This is a genomic window from Streptococcus sp. Marseille-P6264, from assembly GCF_902460355.1.
Classification (GTDB): domain Bacteria; phylum Bacillota; class Bacilli; order Lactobacillales; family Streptococcaceae; genus Streptococcus.
Map to the genome: position 1 here is coordinate 150,445 of NZ_CABPTO010000004.1, position 16,566 is coordinate 167,010.

16 protein-coding genes are annotated in these 16,566 nt (G+C 47.0%); 1 reads left to right on the top strand and 15 read right to left on the bottom strand.

Features of this window, described 5'->3' with window-relative positions; genetic code table 11:
• Positions 1-38: 38 nt before the first annotated feature.
• The 15 genes from FZ941_RS06805 to FZ941_RS06870 all read right to left on the bottom strand — a co-directional run bounded on the left by FZ941_RS06805 (position 39) and on the right by FZ941_RS06870 (position 15,353).
• A complete protein-coding gene (locus tag FZ941_RS06805; RefSeq protein WP_148887314.1) occupies positions 39-1,112 on the bottom strand; it encodes a hypothetical protein in 1,074 nt (357 codons plus the stop codon).
• Entirely contained in the window at positions 1,099-3,582 is a 2,484-nt protein-coding gene (locus FZ941_RS06810) for a phosphoenolpyruvate synthase (protein WP_148887315.1), read from the bottom strand. The genes FZ941_RS06805 and FZ941_RS06810 overlap by 14 nt, the downstream gene beginning before the upstream one ends.
• The gene (locus FZ941_RS06815; protein ID WP_125446379.1) at positions 3,582-4,481 is read right to left on the bottom strand and encodes a UbiA family prenyltransferase; all 900 of its coding nucleotides are present in this window, start codon (positions 4,479-4,481) and stop codon (positions 3,582-3,584) included. The genes FZ941_RS06810 and FZ941_RS06815 overlap by 1 nt, the downstream gene beginning before the upstream one ends.
• Positions 4,466-5,338 carry a phosphatidylserine decarboxylase gene (locus FZ941_RS06820; protein ID WP_148887316.1) on the bottom strand — a complete coding sequence of 291 codons (873 nt, stop codon included), beginning with the start codon at positions 5,336-5,338 and terminating at the stop codon, positions 4,466-4,468. Before FZ941_RS06820 ends, FZ941_RS06815 begins: the two co-directional genes overlap by 16 nt.
• Positions 5,331-5,963: a phosphatidylcholine/phosphatidylserine synthase gene (locus FZ941_RS06825; protein ID WP_148887317.1), complete on the bottom strand. Its 633-nt coding sequence runs from the start codon at positions 5,961-5,963 to the stop codon at positions 5,331-5,333. Before FZ941_RS06825 ends, FZ941_RS06820 begins: the two co-directional genes overlap by 8 nt.
• On the bottom strand, positions 5,950-8,445 hold the full coding sequence (locus FZ941_RS06830) for a PEP/pyruvate-binding domain-containing protein (RefSeq protein WP_148887318.1): 2,496 nt from the start codon (positions 8,443-8,445) through the stop codon (positions 5,950-5,952). Before FZ941_RS06830 ends, FZ941_RS06825 begins: the two co-directional genes overlap by 14 nt.
• Positions 8,446-8,459: 14 nt before the next feature.
• Positions 8,460-9,050 (bottom strand): CDP-archaeol synthase, encoded by a 591-nt coding sequence (locus tag FZ941_RS06835; RefSeq protein WP_148887319.1) that lies wholly within the window; start codon positions 9,048-9,050, stop codon positions 8,460-8,462.
• 357 nt (positions 9,051-9,407) lie between these two features.
• Positions 9,408-9,851 carry a D-aminoacyl-tRNA deacylase gene (gene dtd, locus FZ941_RS06840; protein ID WP_148887320.1) on the bottom strand — a complete coding sequence of 148 codons (444 nt, stop codon included), beginning with the start codon at positions 9,849-9,851 and terminating at the stop codon, positions 9,408-9,410.
• A gap of 48 nt (positions 9,852-9,899) precedes the next feature.
• A complete protein-coding gene (locus FZ941_RS06845; RefSeq protein ID WP_148887321.1) occupies positions 9,900-12,119 on the bottom strand; it encodes a bifunctional (p)ppGpp synthetase/guanosine-3',5'-bis(diphosphate) 3'-pyrophosphohydrolase in 2,220 nt (739 codons plus the stop codon).
• 272 nt (positions 12,120-12,391) lie between these two features.
• A complete protein-coding gene (locus FZ941_RS10600) occupies positions 12,392-12,532 on the bottom strand; it encodes a hypothetical protein (RefSeq protein ID WP_167320505.1) in 141 nt (46 codons plus the stop codon).
• A gap of 290 nt (positions 12,533-12,822) precedes the next feature.
• On the bottom strand, positions 12,823-13,218 hold the full coding sequence (locus tag FZ941_RS06850; protein WP_148887322.1) for a single-stranded DNA-binding protein: 396 nt from the start codon (positions 13,216-13,218) through the stop codon (positions 12,823-12,825).
• A 76-nt stretch (positions 13,219-13,294) separates the two neighbouring features.
• Entirely contained in the window at positions 13,295-14,056 is a 762-nt protein-coding gene (locus tag FZ941_RS06855; RefSeq protein ID WP_148887323.1) for an SDR family NAD(P)-dependent oxidoreductase, read from the bottom strand.
• Positions 14,057-14,097: 41 nt separating this feature from the next.
• Positions 14,098-14,724, bottom strand: coding sequence for a YtpR family tRNA-binding protein (gene ytpR / locus FZ941_RS06860; protein WP_148887324.1), 627 nt, complete (start codon positions 14,722-14,724; stop codon positions 14,098-14,100).
• 30 nt (positions 14,725-14,754) lie between these two features.
• Entirely contained in the window at positions 14,755-15,069 is a 315-nt protein-coding gene (locus FZ941_RS06865; protein ID WP_148887325.1) for a thioredoxin family protein, read from the bottom strand.
• Complete coding sequence (locus FZ941_RS06870; RefSeq protein WP_148887326.1) at positions 15,069-15,353, bottom strand: DUF4651 domain-containing protein; 285 nt, start codon at positions 15,351-15,353, stop codon at positions 15,069-15,071. Before FZ941_RS06870 ends, FZ941_RS06865 begins: the two co-directional genes overlap by 1 nt.
• Before the next feature lie 126 nt (positions 15,354-15,479).
• Here FZ941_RS06870 and pepA point away from each other — a divergent pair, with 126 nt between their 5' ends.
• On the top strand, positions 15,480-16,544 hold the full coding sequence (gene pepA, locus FZ941_RS06875; RefSeq protein WP_148887327.1) for a glutamyl aminopeptidase: 1,065 nt from the start codon (positions 15,480-15,482) through the stop codon (positions 16,542-16,544).
• Positions 16,545-16,566 lie beyond the last annotated feature (22 nt).

A 16,566-nucleotide genomic window follows, 5' to 3' on the forward strand; every position in this document is an offset into this window, starting at 1 on the left:
TTCATGAGCTTTTTGCATATCATTCTATAGTCTGGCACCTAAGAGGGCAAATCCAACTCAAAGAGGCCGTACTCATGCTTGTCCCCTTGCAATTCTGCTGCATAATGGCGCGTAACGGTATTTTGATTAATCAGGGCGCCGATAGCCGAGGCTTGCCGTTTCTGCGCTTCTTTAAAAATCGGATAGGCCAAGGCAGAGCCCAAGCCCAAGAATTCTTCATCCACTCCCAGATACATAATCGTATAACGTTTGGCAAAACGTTTGGTCCAGAAAAGCTTGGCCAGATTAAGAGGAGTGAGTTTTTGATAAACCAGAGAGCCATAGTCCGGCATGGCAATCAGAAAACCTGCTAGCCTGCCATCCTTATAAGCCAGCTTAACCATCGAAAAATCAAGAATATACTGGTATTTTTGAAAAATCTGACTGAACTGCTGACTGGAAATAGAGCGATAAATCGGAAAATCTTGATAGAGGCGATTAAGAAGCTCAAAAACCTGCAGCGAAGCTTCTTCCCAGTCCTTCTTTTTGGGAGAACAAATGATGAAACCAGCTTTTTCAAAAGACTCAAAACGATGAGCTAGCTTATCCTGATGAATTTTATTGCTAACCTTGGGATAAAAATTGGACAGATAGCGCTCCTTGAGCTCAAAACCAGCCACCTGCCATAGCTCAGGATAATAGTCTGGATTATGAGGTTCTCCAGTAAAAGGGACCTTCTCTGTTCCAGTCAGCTGCATTCGATAACCCAGCCAAAAACTTGCCTGTACCGGACCGATTAACTTAGTCGCTCCGAGACTGCGAGCAAAACCTGCTAAATGCTCAATAAAAGCAGATGCAATTTGCTGGTCATTGATTGACTCGAAAAATCCCAAGTAAGCAGCCTCATCATCTGGATAGAAGGTCAGAAGTCCTCGAATGCACGGCCGACTGTCCACATAGCCAACAAAGGCATAGGTTTCTAATTCCGAACTCAGCGGGTGACTGCCTTCAATCAAGGCCAGCTCTTCCTCCTCCGACTGCATAAGGTGGTCCGGCTGGTAAATCTTCTTGGGCAGGGCTAGAAAATCATCCAGCTCTGTCGTATTGGATTTGACTGGTTTAATTTCCATCATGGTCTTCCTCCTTGATTAGTCGAATCTTGCCAGTCAGGCCATCCATCTCAATCCAGTCGCCGTTTTGCAAGTGACTGCAGGCGCCTCTGACATTGACAATAGAGGGGATACCTAACTCGCGGGAAATAATGGCCGTGTGGGAGAGCAAGGACCCCTGCTCGGCAATGACACCCTTGGCTTGGGTCAGAAGATAGACCCAGCCCGGATCGGTCATCTTGGTCACGATAATCCGGTCCTGAGCAGACTCAATTTCCTGCACATCTTCCACGACCAAAACCTGGGCCTTGACGCAGCCAGGTGAACAGCCAATTCCCTGTAGAGATCGAACACCTGTATTATGACTGCTGGTACGGTTTTGAGGTTTCAGGTATTTCTCAAAGACCTGTCCAGCAAAAACATAGCGACTAAAGGTTGGCAACTCCTTATCCGCCTCCAATTTCTCCCGACGCTCGGTTATCAGGTCACTAACATCTCTGGGCTTTCTGGTCAACTCAAACAATTCTTCCTTTGTCAGGTAAAAAACATCGTCAGGCGTAGCCAGCAGCCCTTGCTCGGCTAATTGCTGACCCAGCGTTCGGAAAATCTGCCGCATCATGCCGTAGATTCGTGTGCGGTTTAAGCGGGAGCTTTCCCGATATTTAACACCAGTCATGGCTCGCTTGCGAAGGAAATTCGTCCACCAGCCTGATTTTTGCACCTCTTCTTCAAGTTTCTGAGGGGCCAACTTCTTCCCCTCTTGCTGGCACATTTGCAGCAGGAGCTTGAGCAGACGCTCTGGATGCGTTCGGAAGGTGGGAGTTTCTAACTTCAACTCTTCCGGAGCTCGATCACCAAATTCATGGATAAAATGAGTAATTTCTTGGACCAAAGGGTGCTGGCGACTTAGAAAGACTGCTGGACTTTCACTTGCCATGGCCTGTCTAATCGCTGCATTTTCTTCTGCTTTCAGCTGAGCTGTTAAAGCCTGCAGAGCCAAAGCCGGCCGCATACTTTCAATCTGCTCAATTCCTGCAATTTCAGCTTGAACAGCTCCGCCGCGACGCGACTTCTTCAGGAGTCCAGTATAGACAAAAGCATAGAGGTCATTGACCAGCGTAATGTCCCAGTGAGCCAGAATATCCTCTTTTAGCTTGCTGACCAAGCCAATCAAGGTCTCCGCATCTGCGTCGGGAGAAAAGCTCGCTTCGTATTCGCGCTGAATCTGGGCAAACTGCTCTTCCAATTGCCGCATTTGCTTGGGTGCCGTCCAAAACTCTCGGATGATTCGAAGCATGATTTGCAGGCGTTTGAAAGTAGACAAGTGCACTGGCATCTGAGGCACCTCCGTCTCTCTCACTCCCAGCATATCCTGCCAGATAGGAATGATTTTCTTCGAAAAAGGCAGAAGCTGCAAGAGCTGATACCAGCTCTGAATCTGGTAATAAACTCGGCTATTGACCGGCTGCAGCATATTTTGAAAAGTGGCTTCATAGGCAGCTAACTCAGGGGCATCCTTGCCAACCAAGCGCTGGGCAAGACTGCGGAAAATGCTGGCATAAGCCTCTTGAATAAAGCTAATAGTCAGAGGACTGGAAACGCCCGGATAGCTTTCTACAATATTGCTATTATCCAGAATAATCTGCTGTCCTTCTGGCAAGGTAGTAATAGGTCGTGCCTGCAAGAGATAGAGTTGACCATTTGCGAAGGTAAACTCCATATCCATATAAGATCCGAAAAGCTGACTTACCTGACTTGCCAAGGCTTGTAAGTCCTCGAGTTGTTCCTGTGATAAGTCCGGTGAGTCCTCCGTCTGCTCTGTATAAAAGAGCTGGTCCTTGGGATGGAGCGTCACCATGGTTGTAGGAATCTTATCCTCGACAACCTTATTGCCCAAGCCCCGACCGATGACAATGATGTGCTCGTTCAGAATGCCCTTGGGATTAGCTGTGAAGTAAATCCCAGACAAGTCTCCCTCCTGCATGACCTGCACAATGCAAATCATCTGTGCCTGCTTCAACGATAGGCCTTGCTCAAATAGATAACTAAGAGCCGACTCCTGATAAAGAGAAAGCAAGGTCACTTGGATGGCTTCTTTAAGTCCCTCTGGCTTCACATTGAGCTGGCTCTCAAACTGACCGGCAAAGGATGAGGCCTTCCCATCCTCAATAGTAGCTGATGAGCGAACTGCAAAGCGACAGTCTGTCTGGAAAAATTCCTTACGAACCCAACTTTCTGCTGCCGTTAGATCTTCTTGACTAAACTGCTCTATGGCCCAATCCTGCAGCTGCTGACTGAGCTGGGACAAGTCCAACTCTCCAGACCGATAAGCTGCTTCCATCCGCTCCAAGTCAGCAAAGCTGGCAGATTTTTGAAAAAAGTCAAAAGCAAACACTGCAAAGTCAGGAACCGGCAAACCAGCAGCCTGCATTTTCAGCAAATGATAGGCCTTGCCTCCAACCTGGTCAAGCCCTGTCTGCTTGATTCTTTTCATCAAAGTACCCCCATCAAAAGATAAACAGCAACGGACAGAACCATGGTCGTCTCTGTGATATAAGTATAACGCTCCACCCGCTCTCGGATATTAAAGCGAGTCGGATCCTTGATAAACTGCTCAAACTGGACGGTCATCCAGATAACATTCAGCACCAAGACTACCACTCCGACATGGGAAATATTCCAGAGGAGGACAAAATTGGTCAAGATATCCAGCAGAGTCACCACCTCGATAAAGCGAGTGGCTTTTTTGTAGCCAAAAAGCATCGAATAAGTCACATACTCGGTCTCGTCTTTTGGTGCCCGAATCTTGCGGCAGACTTCCCAGATCAGACTTGGGAAATACATGGTAAAAGCCAGCAAGACGGTCGGTAGGGACAAGAGAGGCAGATTGTACTTGTAGCAGACAAAGGAAATAGTATAGAGATTCAAAATCATCATGACTGGATTATGGGTCACTAGAGCCAATGGCAGAGAATTTTGAATCTTGTCACGCTTGAAGAACCAGAAGGACATGAGGGTTCCGTAGATATAGAGAAAGAGGAACCAGCCGATATTGTTCATAAAGAGGACATTAAGGAGTACAGAGACAGCTACGATAAAGCTGAGGGCAACAGCCAAGTCCTTCTTTTTCACTCGGCCAGATGGCAGAGCACGATGAGGAAAGAGCCGTCTGTCGGTCTCATAGTCCTTGAAATCATCTGCAATCCGCAGAATCATCAGAAAGACAAAAATCGTAAAAATTCCGATCAACTCCTGATGGTCAAAGTGAAAGGTGGTCACTCCGTCATTGAGCAGAAGGACAAAATAAATCTCAAAAAACATGATGGCAGCCACAAAAAAGCGCGGCAGCAAAGGAAACATTTCCTTATAATAAACAGCTAATCGTTTAAACATAGCTTTTCTCCAATCTTTTCACCCATTTGAATCTGGGTTTCTATTCCAAGGTCTGAGTAAGTCAGGATATCCTGATCCAAGCGAATCGTGTCTGCCGGGTAGAGGACAAGAATAGTTGAGCCGCCCAGACCAAAGCAGCCCTTCTCCTGTCCCCTAACCAAATGGTTCTGATTGTGATTGTATATTCTGCCGACCAAGAGCGCCCCTACTTCCATCTGCAGGACAGGCCCTAGCTCGGTCTCTAAAAGACAGTATTCTCTTTTATTTTCCTTGTAAATCAAGCGCCGCTTCTGGGCTACCTGTCTGACCGTATGCAGGCGGCCTTTAATTTTTCGTCTTCGGGTAATTCTGCCGGATTCGGCAGCCAGATAGCGGTGCAGATCTTCTACTCCCAAGCGATAGACCAGCGCTGTTCCGCCTCTAAATAGCTGAGCCAACTCTTCATCCAACAGTAAGTCAGCTAGCCTGTATGTCTGTCCCTTAATCGTCAGCTGCAAGTCCTGACTGATGGTAAAAGCCTCCAGCTTAGCATCCGCCACTGCCAGTACTTGACTGTCAGGACAAATTGGACGTAGTTCTGGATTGATTTTCCTCTGGAAAAAAGCCGCAAAGCCAGGATAGGGGCCATCCTCATAGTCAGCTAGATTCAGCTGATAACTTTCCACAAAAGCTGCTATTTTCTTGCGAGAAAAAGGAGTGTAGTCTTTCAAAGTCAGCAGATAAGACAGGCTAGGTCGGGTCAATATAGGCAATAAGAAGCGGCCCCAAGCAGTACCATAAAGCTTGTCTAACAGACCCGCCTTGTATTCTGTCGGTTCCACTACCTGTCCAGTCCTTCTCTGATAGACCTTAACCATGGGGCAGAACCCCCAGACCAATCAGACTTGCAACAGCCAGAATCGCAAAAACTAGGTAGGCCAGCTTATTCGGCTTGGGAATCCGGCAGTTGTAGACAAATAGGACGGTCAGCAAAAGAGACAAGCCCAGCCACACCCAAGCAAAGAAACCAGGCGCCAGCCATTGACAGACCAGATAGGTCAGAGGGAAAAAGAGAGCGCTGTAAGTCACAGGCAAGCCAATAAAATAAGAGCCAGATCCCTCATCATGCTTGGCCAAGCGATTAAAATGAGCCAAGCGCGTGACCGCAGCCAAGACATAGAGGACAGCCAAAATGATATTGGCCGCTCCCAAGGGTAGCTGGGTCATGAGGAGCATTGCCGGAAGAGCCGCAAAGCTAATCATGTCGCAGAGCGAATCAATTTCAATGCCGAAACGCTTCTGACTTTCAGTCCGCTTCATCCGCCGAGCCACCACACCATCAAAGAGGTCACAGATACCGCTAACGATAAAAGCCATCATGGCTAGCCGCAGCTGGGACTGAATGACGGCATAGACTGCCAACAGTGCAAAAGCAGCGCCCATATAGGTCAGGATAACAGATTTATCGTATTCACCGATAAACAAAGGTTCATTCTTCTTCATGAATTCTTATTTCTCCTCTTCTTCCATCTAAGGTTACCAGCATGCCAGTTTCTAGCAGCTGAGTTGCATTCTTGGCACAGACCAGAGCTGGAATCCCGCATTCCCGAGCGACAATGGATGCATGGCAGAGAACTCCACCGTACTCTGTCACAAGACCGCCCAGAATACCAAAAACATAACTCCAGCCCGTATCTGTATAGCGAGTAACAAGGATTTCTCCCAGCTCAATCGTCTCAATATCCGCCAAATCCAAGAGGACTCGAACCCGACCGGTCACCTGACCGCTGCTGGCTGGCATTCCCGTCAGCAGGGCCTGACTGTCATGGGCTACCTTTTCCAAGCTCATCTCTTTATCAGTCAAATCACCCACTGGCTCAAAATTCCGATAGGCCTGGCAATAATGCCGATTATCAGTCGCTTCTTCTTGAAGCTGGTCAGCAGTCTTTTGCCCTTCCATAAAGGCAGTCAGGCTTTCTTTCTTAATGTAAAAAACATCTTGAGAATCTTTCAGAAAGCCTCGCTTTTCATAGGCTCGGCCGAGTTTGAGGCTAATCTGGCGAATGAGGTGGTAATAGCGCGTGGAAATATCCTTGAACTCCTCCCGCCACCAGAGCAAGTTCCGAAGGTCTTGATTGATTTTTTCAATTTTTTTCTGCTTGGTTCGAGATAGATGAGCCAGATCCAGCTCAGACTCCGAGCCAGGACCGAGCGAAGCTTTGGCCGTCTGGTAGTAAGCTGAATCAGCAACCAACCGCTGGACTGCTGTCAGCACTTGATGAGCATCTTCTTCATAACTAGCTACTCGCAAGTCCAGCTCCCGTGCCGAGTGATAGCCAAATTCCTTTTGGAAATCCTGAATCTTGATGAAATCTGCTCGCTCAGGATATTGTGCAGCCAGTTCCTGCAATTCTTCCACCGATAGCTTCAACCAATCGTCTGTCAGTCTCTCCTCTGCCAAAACAAGATCCGCAACTTCCAGCATTCTAGCTAAGGGCTTGGTATGCGAAACATTGCCTAATTTAGCTATCAGTCGGAAAAATTCATCGACCGTTAGCCATTTGAGCAGACTAGTCTTTTTCATAGACAGCTGGACCGTATTGATGTAGGCCTGCCAGAAATAAGTTCCTTCACTGTCTAAGTAAGCCTGATTTAGCACTAACTGCCAAAGACTCTCGACTTGTTGCAGCGGGCTTTGGTCGTTCAGTTCTCCTATTTCTTGATTCAGGCGGGTAAATTGCTGGCGCAGCTCTTGCAACTTGTCTGGCGCCTGATGCAGAAAAGTCTTAGTTACTTTTTGCGTTTTTAATGCTACCCGCAGGAAATTCAAGAGCAAGGCTGGACTTAATTTGCTGGTAAAACCTTGACCTTGATAGTCTTTATTAACTCCCAGCTCATCATCAAAGTCTCGCTCAATATAGCCCGGAATCTGCTCCATACCTTGCTTGACCACGCCTAAGTTCCAGAAAGGCCGAGCATAATGCAGGTGCATCAGCGGCGGCATCACACCTTCAGGCTCTAGGCCAATTGCCAGCAAAAAGCTGGAGAGTGCCTCTTGCCAAGAATGGCGGTAAAGGCTCCACATAAGGTTGGGACAGGGCTGGGCTGCCACGCCTCCGTCCCGAAAATTCGCCGTTGTCCAGCGACCACTGTCGATTTTAGTTGGCACAGTTGTGATGGGCCGAGCCTGCAGTAGATAGACTTGCTCTTGGACAGCGCACCACTCAATATCCATGGGCCGACCAAAATGTGCTACAATCTCCAAAACCTGGTCATGCAGCTTCTGCAAGACTGCCAGAGGGATTTCAACTTTCTCAAACTGGCTCCAGTCCGGCTTGTACCAAAGAAGAGTTAGTTGCTCAGGATTAACTTGGCCACTAACCAAGCTCTCAGCCGAGCCTTTTACATACTCAAGCAACATAGACTGATCCTGATTAGTCGCCACGTCTAGGGAAAAGCAGACGCCGCTGAAGTCAGGCTCTATCTGCTCCTGAATCAGCACCGCCATAGCAAAATCCTTCTCAGCCAGCCCCTGACGCTGCCAGTAGGCCAATGCTTCTGGATTAAAGAGAGAAAGCAGACAAGAACGAATGCCCTGCTCAATTTCTGACAGTGTCCGGCAGTTGCCAATCGAGTCATATTGACCGGCAAATGACATGGCCTGTCCGTCTTCTAAGAGGGCACTGCTGCGAACGATATAAGCTTGATTTTCCTGACAAAAGGCTGCTAACTCCTGTAGCCAAGCTGGATCCAAGGGATACTGCTGCAAACGCTCCGCAATTTCCTCTTTGCCCAGTTCGATTAATTCTTTAAGTCCCTCTTTTGAGTATTCTGGCAGAGCTGCTCTTAGCCAAGCCATTACTTGATCCGCTGGCAAAATCAAGGCTCTAGGAACCGAAAGCCCCAGCCGACAAAGGCTGATTAACTGATTGATTTTACCGCCATAGACGGCTGAAGGCTCTTTTTCCAGCCATAGTTCTTTCATCAAAAACTCCCATCTCACATACGATTTTTTCTAAGCTTAGCCCAGTAGAGCAGACGATTGACTCCTATATGTGTACCCGCCCCTAGGATTAGAATGCCCAGCATCTGCTGCCAGGACAGAGGGATATAGAAAAGCAAGAAAATAATACAGCCAATCAAGGAATCAATCTGGTCTATCCAGATAAAGGTCCATTTCCAGCCATTCTCCGCCGTCTTGCCCTCTCTGATTTCTAAACGGCGCTTGATAAAGCTATTGGGCAGTTCAAACAAAACATAGGCTAGCCCCAAAAGAGCTCCAAGCAGCAGATTAAATAGCACGGTATTTTCGTAGAAGGCATAGACCAAGTGCAGCTTCTCTAGACTAGGAATACTCTTCAAGAGCAAGCCCCAAAGTATCTGAGCCAAAGCTCCCCAGACAATCATGCCAAAGAAACCTTTCCAGGTCTTGTTAGCCCCAAAAAGTCTCTTCCCATCCTTTAAAATCAGCCCGGCATCCATGGGTCGGTATGCCGCCCCTAGCAGTGAAGACTTGCAAAAGATCATATTCAGAATCCCAGCCAGAATGACCGGCATCAGGGTGATATATAAAGCAAGAATCGAGAGCATACTTATTTCCTATTCTTTTTATGAAAATCAGTCTGAAAAAATCAAGAGACTCCTCAAACTTATATATCATTATACCATAAGTCGTAAAGCCCTTTTCCAATAAGCCCTAGACATCTGTCGCATCTGACAAGGAGCAACCCATGTCTGCCATTCCGCTTTATCAACTCCAAAGCCGCCTACTAGAATAATATCTTTTTTAAGCCACACAAAAAGCCTCATAAGAACTTCTAAGGAAACCAGCACGGGTCATTAAAAGTTACTTATGAAGCCTATGAAATGTTCCTTGTCTCTAGGAAAGAAGCAAGCTATCTTTTGCCTAGCCTTAAACTACTGACGTTTAGAAGGCGCGCAATTCTTTCATCGATTTTTAGTGTCTAGCAGAATGGTCACTGGTCCATCATTTACCAATTCCACCTGCATATCTGCTCCGAACACGCCCGTCTTGACTGGCACTTGCTCAGCTAATAGCTGGTTAAACTTGTCATAGAAGGGACTAGCCATATCCGGCTTGGCTGCTCCTGTAAAGGCTGGCCGATTGCCCTTTTTGGTATCTGCATGGAGCGTAAATTGGGAAATGGAAAGAATCTCCCCTCCGATATCTTGAACAGAAAGATTCATCTTATCCTCAGCATCGGAAAAAATCCGCATATTGACAATTTTCCTGACTGCATAGTCCATATCTTCCTGACTATCCTCAGGCCCGACGCCTACTAAGAGCAGAAGACCTTGTTCAATGCTGCTGTGCAGCTGCTGGGTGATACTAACTTGAGCACGTTTGACGCGCTGAATGACGATTTTCATATTTTTTCCTTTATTTTCTGACTAACATCCACTCTGACAAGCTCCAACTTAACCATTGGTCCGTTTGACCGAATACACCTCTGGCACGCTCTTGATCTTATCCACCACCGTCGTCAGCATGGACAGGTTGGCAATGCCAAAAGAAACATGGATATTAGCAAATTTCATATCCTTAGTTGGCTGGGCATTAACCGTTGAGATATTTTTGGTGGTATTGGACAGAACCTGCAGCACATCGTTAAGGAGGCCAGACCGATTAAGACCATAAATATCAATGTGGGCTATATACTCTTTAGTCGAGTTATTTTCTTCCCATTCCACATCAAGCAAGCGCTGCTCGTAATTTTCCTGAGCCTTGAGATTCATGCAGTCCTGCCGGTGGATGGCTACGCCGCGTCCTTTGGTAATATAACCAACAATGTCGTCACCAGGCACAGGATTACAGCATTTGGCAATACGAATGAGGAGACCAGACGCCCCCTGAATGACCACACCGCCTTCGTGCTTGACCTTAAGGGTGTCTTTTTTATTTTCGACCTTAACTTCACCGCCCTTGACCAATTCCTCTGCTTCTGCTCTAGCCTTGGCCCGCTCTTCCTCACGGCGCTCTTTTTCTGTCAAACGATTGAAAATACTAATGGCACCGATCTCACCGAAACCAATTGCCGCAAAAAGCGCTTCTTCGGTCTTATAGCTGGTCTTTTGCAGCACATCTTCCATGTGCTTCTTGTCCATGTACTTATTGGCTACATAACCATTCTCCTGAAATTGAGCCTGCAAGAGCTCCCGCCCTTTAGAAATAGACAGCTCCTTGTCTTGATTTTTAAAGAACTGGCGGATTTTATTTCTGGCCTTGCTGGTCTTGACAAGATTGAGCCAGTCGCGGCTAGGTCCAAAGGAGTTGGCATTGGTAATGATTTCCACCTGATCCCCAGTCTTCAGCTTGGTATTGAGTGGCACCATGCGACCATTAACCTTGGCTCCTGTCGCCTTCTCCCCGACCTTGGTATGGATCTCATAGGCAAAATCGATGGGTCCTGAGTCCTTAGGCAAAGACCGCACTGCTCCATCCGGTGTGAAGACATAGATTTCCTCCGCCAGATAGCTTTCCTTAACCGAATCAACAAATTCCTTGGCATCACCAGACTGATTCTGCAACTCCATCAGTTCCTTGATCCAATTCATCCCGATGGCAGATTCCTTGCTGTCAACCTGACCCTTCATTCCTTTTTTATAGGCCCAGTGAGCAGCGACCCCGTATTCTGCCACTTCGTGCATTTCCTTGGTCCGAATCTGAAACTCGATCGGACCTTTAGGTCCGTAAACGGTCGTATGGATGGACTGGTAGCCGTTAGCCTTGCGGTTGGCAATATAGTCCTTGAAACGACCAGGCATGGGTTTCCAAAGCTCATGGATATAGCCCAGCATGGCATAGACATCACTGTGAGTGCTCAAAATGCAACGAATGGCAATAAGATCGTAGATCTCATCAAACCGTTTCTTCTTGTCCTGCATTTTGCGGTAGATGGAGTAAATATGCTTGGGACGACCATAAATCTTCCCATGTAGATTGCGCTCTCCCGCGTAGGTTTCAATCTTGTGGACAACTTCCTCTACCAGAGCTTCCCGCTCTCGACGCTTCTCCTTCATCATGTGGGAGATTTTATAAAACTCCGTTGGATTGAGATAACGGAAAGACAAGTCTTCCAATTCCCATTTGACACTGGAAATCCCTAAACGATGGGCCAGAGGAGCATAGATTTCCATCGTTTCCTGCGAGATTCGCTCTTGTTTGTCTGGCCGTAAATGATTCAGAGTACGCATATTATGCAGACGGTCAGCCAGCTTGACCAAGATCACTCGAAGGTCTTCAGACATGGCCATGAGCATCTTGCGATGATTTTCCGCCAACTGTTCTTCGTGAGACTTGTATTTGACTTTCCCAAGCTTGGTCACACCATCCACAATCACGCGCACATCATGGCCGAATTCCCGCTCCAGATCGTCCAAGGTCGCAGATGTGTCCTCTACGACATCATGCAAAAAACCACAGGCTACTGAAACAGCATCCAGCTTGAGCTTGGCTAAAATTCCCGCCACCTGAATCGGATGGACAATATAGGGTTCCCCTGACTGGCGAGTCTGCCCGCTATGGCATTCCATCGCATAGATCAACGCTTTTTGAACAAAAGCCACATCCTCTGCAGCTAAATATTTTTTTGTTAGGGCTACAACCTGATTCCCCGTTAAATTTTCTTCTTTTGGCATGCACTCTCTCCGCTTTCTTGCCTACTATTTTAACATTTTTAAATCAATATGAAAACCAAGAGGACTAGAATATCAGGGAGGCGCTGGGATACACTAAAGTTTCAAACATCCAGCTTGGCTCCCTGTTTCTGAGCACAGCTTTAAAAGCTTTCCAAGACCTTACAAATAGTCCCAGCCCCACGAGGTTGCTCGACGATCTGTGGCTCTTGAGCAAGCAGCTGCAACCTCAAGGATCTCTTTCTAATAAAAAGCGAGGTCGAGACACTTTTGTCTCAACCTCCGTGATGAAAATGATGTACTTTCTCCATATGAGCTATATCTTTTAGAAACTCATAATAGGCATAGATGAGGTAACCAGCAGAGGCCACACCCAAAATAGCTATTGATACTTCAAATAAGGTAGACAAAGACATGATAAACCTCCTCTCCTTATTTCAAACTGCAATGTGCAAAGCGACCATCAGCGGCTGTTTCGTTTCCGATTTTTTCCTTTCTAGCCTGCCTCTGGATTCACCTTTATTATACCAAATTTAAGATAGGAAAACAATAGAAACCCCTTTATAAAAATACTTTTTCAGGCTTGATGAAGTAAATGACCTGCTTCAGTTGTCCATTTCTCCACCTACTCTTTAATCAAAAAAGCTAGGATTACTTTCCTAACTTTCTTTTTTATCAAGGAACTCTCAGATCAGTCAGTTCGTTCTTAAAAAGGGAGCTCTTCTTCTGCCAGTACCAAATCTGCCAAATCAGCTCCGCTATTATTTTCACGCAGAGCGCGCTGAGCCCGACTTTCCAGGAGCTGGAAGCTATGACAGAGCACCTCTGTCACATAATGAGTGGCCCCCTCTTTTTCATAGCGACGAGTCCGCAACTCACCATCCAGAGAAATCAAGCTGCCCTTACTTGCATAGCTGGCTAAAGTCTCAGCTAGACGCCCCCAGACAACCACATTTACAAAATCCGCCTCACGCTCACCACTCTGAGATTTATAAGGGCGATTCACCGCCACTGTCGCACGCGCGACCGACTTGTCATTTGCTGTCTTGTGTAGCTCTGGTGTAGCCGTCAACCGGCCAATGATGATGACTTTATTATACATATTCTTTCCTCCTACTTATCTATTCGCAGGGAATCAAAAAAAGTTACAGAAATTTGTAACTTTTCGAGAAAATTCTTTATTTTTTATGCACCATGAAACCTGTCGCCTGTTGATTGGCCATAATAGTCATATCTGTAATCTGCACACGACGAGGCTGACTGGTCACATAGACCACTGTATCTGCAATATCCTGAGCTTGCAAGGCCTCAATTCCCTGATAGACGGTGGCAGCACGCTCTTTGTCACCGTGGAAACGTACCGCAGAAAAATCTGTTTCGACAATTCCAGGCTGAATGGTGGTCACCTTGATATCCGTTGCAATGGTATCGATTCGCAGTCCATCTGAAAAAGTCTTGACAGCAGCCTTGGTGGCTGAGTAAACAGCTGCACCTGCATAGGCATAGATTCCTGCGGTTGATCCCATGTTGATAATATGACCTTGATTGGCTGCTACCATAGAAGGCAAGAAACAGCGAGTGACTGCCATCAAACCTTTGACATTGGTATCCAACATGGTCAGCATATCCAATTCTTCATAGTCTTGATAGGGAGCCAAGCCAAGAGCTAGTCCAGCGTTATTGACCAAAATATCAATCTGCCTTATCGTTTCCAAAATATCGAAGCAGACAGTCTTGACCATAGCCATATCCGTGACATCCAGTGGAAAAGTCCAAACTGTTTGATTTGGATAGGTTACTGCAAACTCTGATTTGAGGGCTTCCAGTCTGTCTGTCCGTCGCCCCGTTAGAACGACATTCTCCCCCTGCTCCAGATAAGCTCGCGCAATGGCTTCACCGATTCCTGATGTCGCTCCTGTAATCACAACATTTTTTGCCATCTTATTTCCTTCTATTTGGTGTATCAGATACTGACAACTCCCTAGGCAGTCCAGTGTTTAGCTGGGTCGAATGGAGTTCCGACAACTTGGTCATCTGATAATTCAATAACCCCACGTTTTTGCGGCGCATTTGGCAACTGGAGTTCCCGTGGGCTACACATCATACCAAAACTCTTTTCGCCACGGAGTTCTCCTGGAAAGATGAGATTGCCCTTCGGCATCATAGCACCAGGCAAAGCCACGATCGTCTTGAGGCCGACACGAGCATTCGGAGCACCAGCCACGATTTGAACCGTCTTGTCGGCTGCCACCTGCACTTGACAAATATTGAGGTGATCACTATCAGGGTGGGCCACCATCTCAAGGATTTCCCCCACAACAAACTTAGGCTCACGGTCGTTAACCAGCTCCGCTTGGAAGCCCTCTTTGGTCAATTCTTGGTTGAGAGTCGCAACTTGCTCATCCGTCAGCTGAACTTGTCCGCGCTCTGCAATTTCAAAAAGATTTGACAGTTCAAAAATATTCCAAGCTACTGTCTGTCCATTATCTTCGCGGTAAACACGCGCTACATTTCCTTTGCGCTCAGCGCTTAGCTTAGCTCCCTGATCATCAGCAGCGATGACCATCAGAATATCTCCAACATACTCTTTGTTGTATGTAAAAATCATTTCTTCCTCCAAAAATACTTTTAAATCTTCTTATAAACTCGCTAAAAAATCATTGATTTGACTCTTGGTCTTGCGTTCACGATTGACATAGCGACCAATCTCTCGGCCATCTTCCACAACAACCAGACTAGGTATCCCATAAACATCCCATTTTTGGGCGACAGGCATATACTGATCCCGATCCACCTCGACAAAGGTAAAGTCAGGATTCTCCGCTTCTATCTCTGGCAGAAAAGGCTTGATAAAGCGACAGTCTCCACACCAATCTGCTGTGAAAAAGAAGACAGTCTTCCCCTTATGCTCTACATAAGAAGCCAGCTCCTCCATGCTTTGCGGCTGAATCATCACTCTTCCTCGTAGGTCAACTGACCATTTTCATAGACGAAGGTGAAATGGCGGTCGTCTTCTAGGACAACCCCTCCAACTGTACGGCTGTCGGTTGATTCATAAAGTTCCACATAAACCGTTGCAATCGGTCCTCGGCTGGAAAAAAACTCCCGCACGATTTGAACAATTTCTTCTCTATTACGCAGTCTTTTCTGCTCCTGCACAAGCTTGGCAGCTCCAAAGGCCAAGGCTCCTGCTCCCAAAAGAGCGGTTGTTGTTAAAATGATTTTTTTAGCTTTCATGTAGAATATTTTAACACAAAAGCGTAGAGGCGACAAACAATATTGCAGATTTCTCAGCTTCTTCTAGTTCATCCTGTTATTCCCTTTAAAAAAGTGATAAAATAGAGGCAGAAAGAAGGTAAATTTATGTCTGACTTATTTTCAAAAATCAAGGAAGTGACCGAGCTTTCAGCAATCTCTGGTCACGAGGCACCTGTTCGCAGCTATCTGCGAGAAAAAATCACTCCTCACGTTGATGAGGTCGTTACCGACGGTCTAGGCGGCATCTTCGGGGTTCGGCATTCTCAAGCTGAAAATGCTCCCCGAGTTCTGGTTGCGGCTCACATGGACGAGGTTGGCTTCATGGTTAGCGAGATCAAGCCCGACGGGACTTTCCGTGTAGTGGAAATCGGTGGCTGGAATCCATTGGTCGTGAGCAGTCAACGCTTCAAACTCTTTACCCGTGAAGGCCGAGAAATTCCTGTAATCTCAGGCTCTGTTCCTCCTCATCTGACACGCGGTGCTGGCGGACCAGTCATGCCACAGATTGGCGATATTGTCTTTGACGGCGGCTTTGCGGACAAGGCAGAAGCTGAAAGCTATGGTATCCGTCCGGGAGACACCATCGTGCCAGACAGCTCTGCTATTCTCACAGCTAACGGAAAAAATATCATCTCTAAAGCCTGGGACAACCGCTACGGCGTCCTTATGGTCAGCGAATTAGCTCAAGCCTTGTCTGGTCAAGAACTAGGTAACCAACTCTATGTCGGTGCCAATGTTCAAGAAGAAGTTGGCCTGCGTGGTGCCCATGCTTCTACGACAAAATTTGCCCCTGAGGTCTTCCTAGCTGTGGACTGCTCCCCAGCAGGTGACATCTATGGCGGCCAAGGAGCCATCGGCGAAGGAACGCTGATTCGTTTCTTTGATCCTGGTCATCTCATGCTGCCAGTCATGAAGGACTTCCTCCTGACAACCGCAGAAGAAGCTGGTATCAAGTATCAATACTACTGCGGAAAAGGCGGAACCGATGCTGGCGCTGCCCATCTCCAAAGCGGTGGTGTGCCATCTACCACAATCGGTGTCTGCGCTCGCTACATTCATTCCCACCAAACTCTCTATGCCATGGACGATTTCTTGCAAGCCCAAGCTTTCCTGCAAGCTTTGGTCAAAAAGCTGGATCGCTCAACGGTGGACACGATTACCAACTACTAATTTCGAGAAGCAGCCCGTTCTT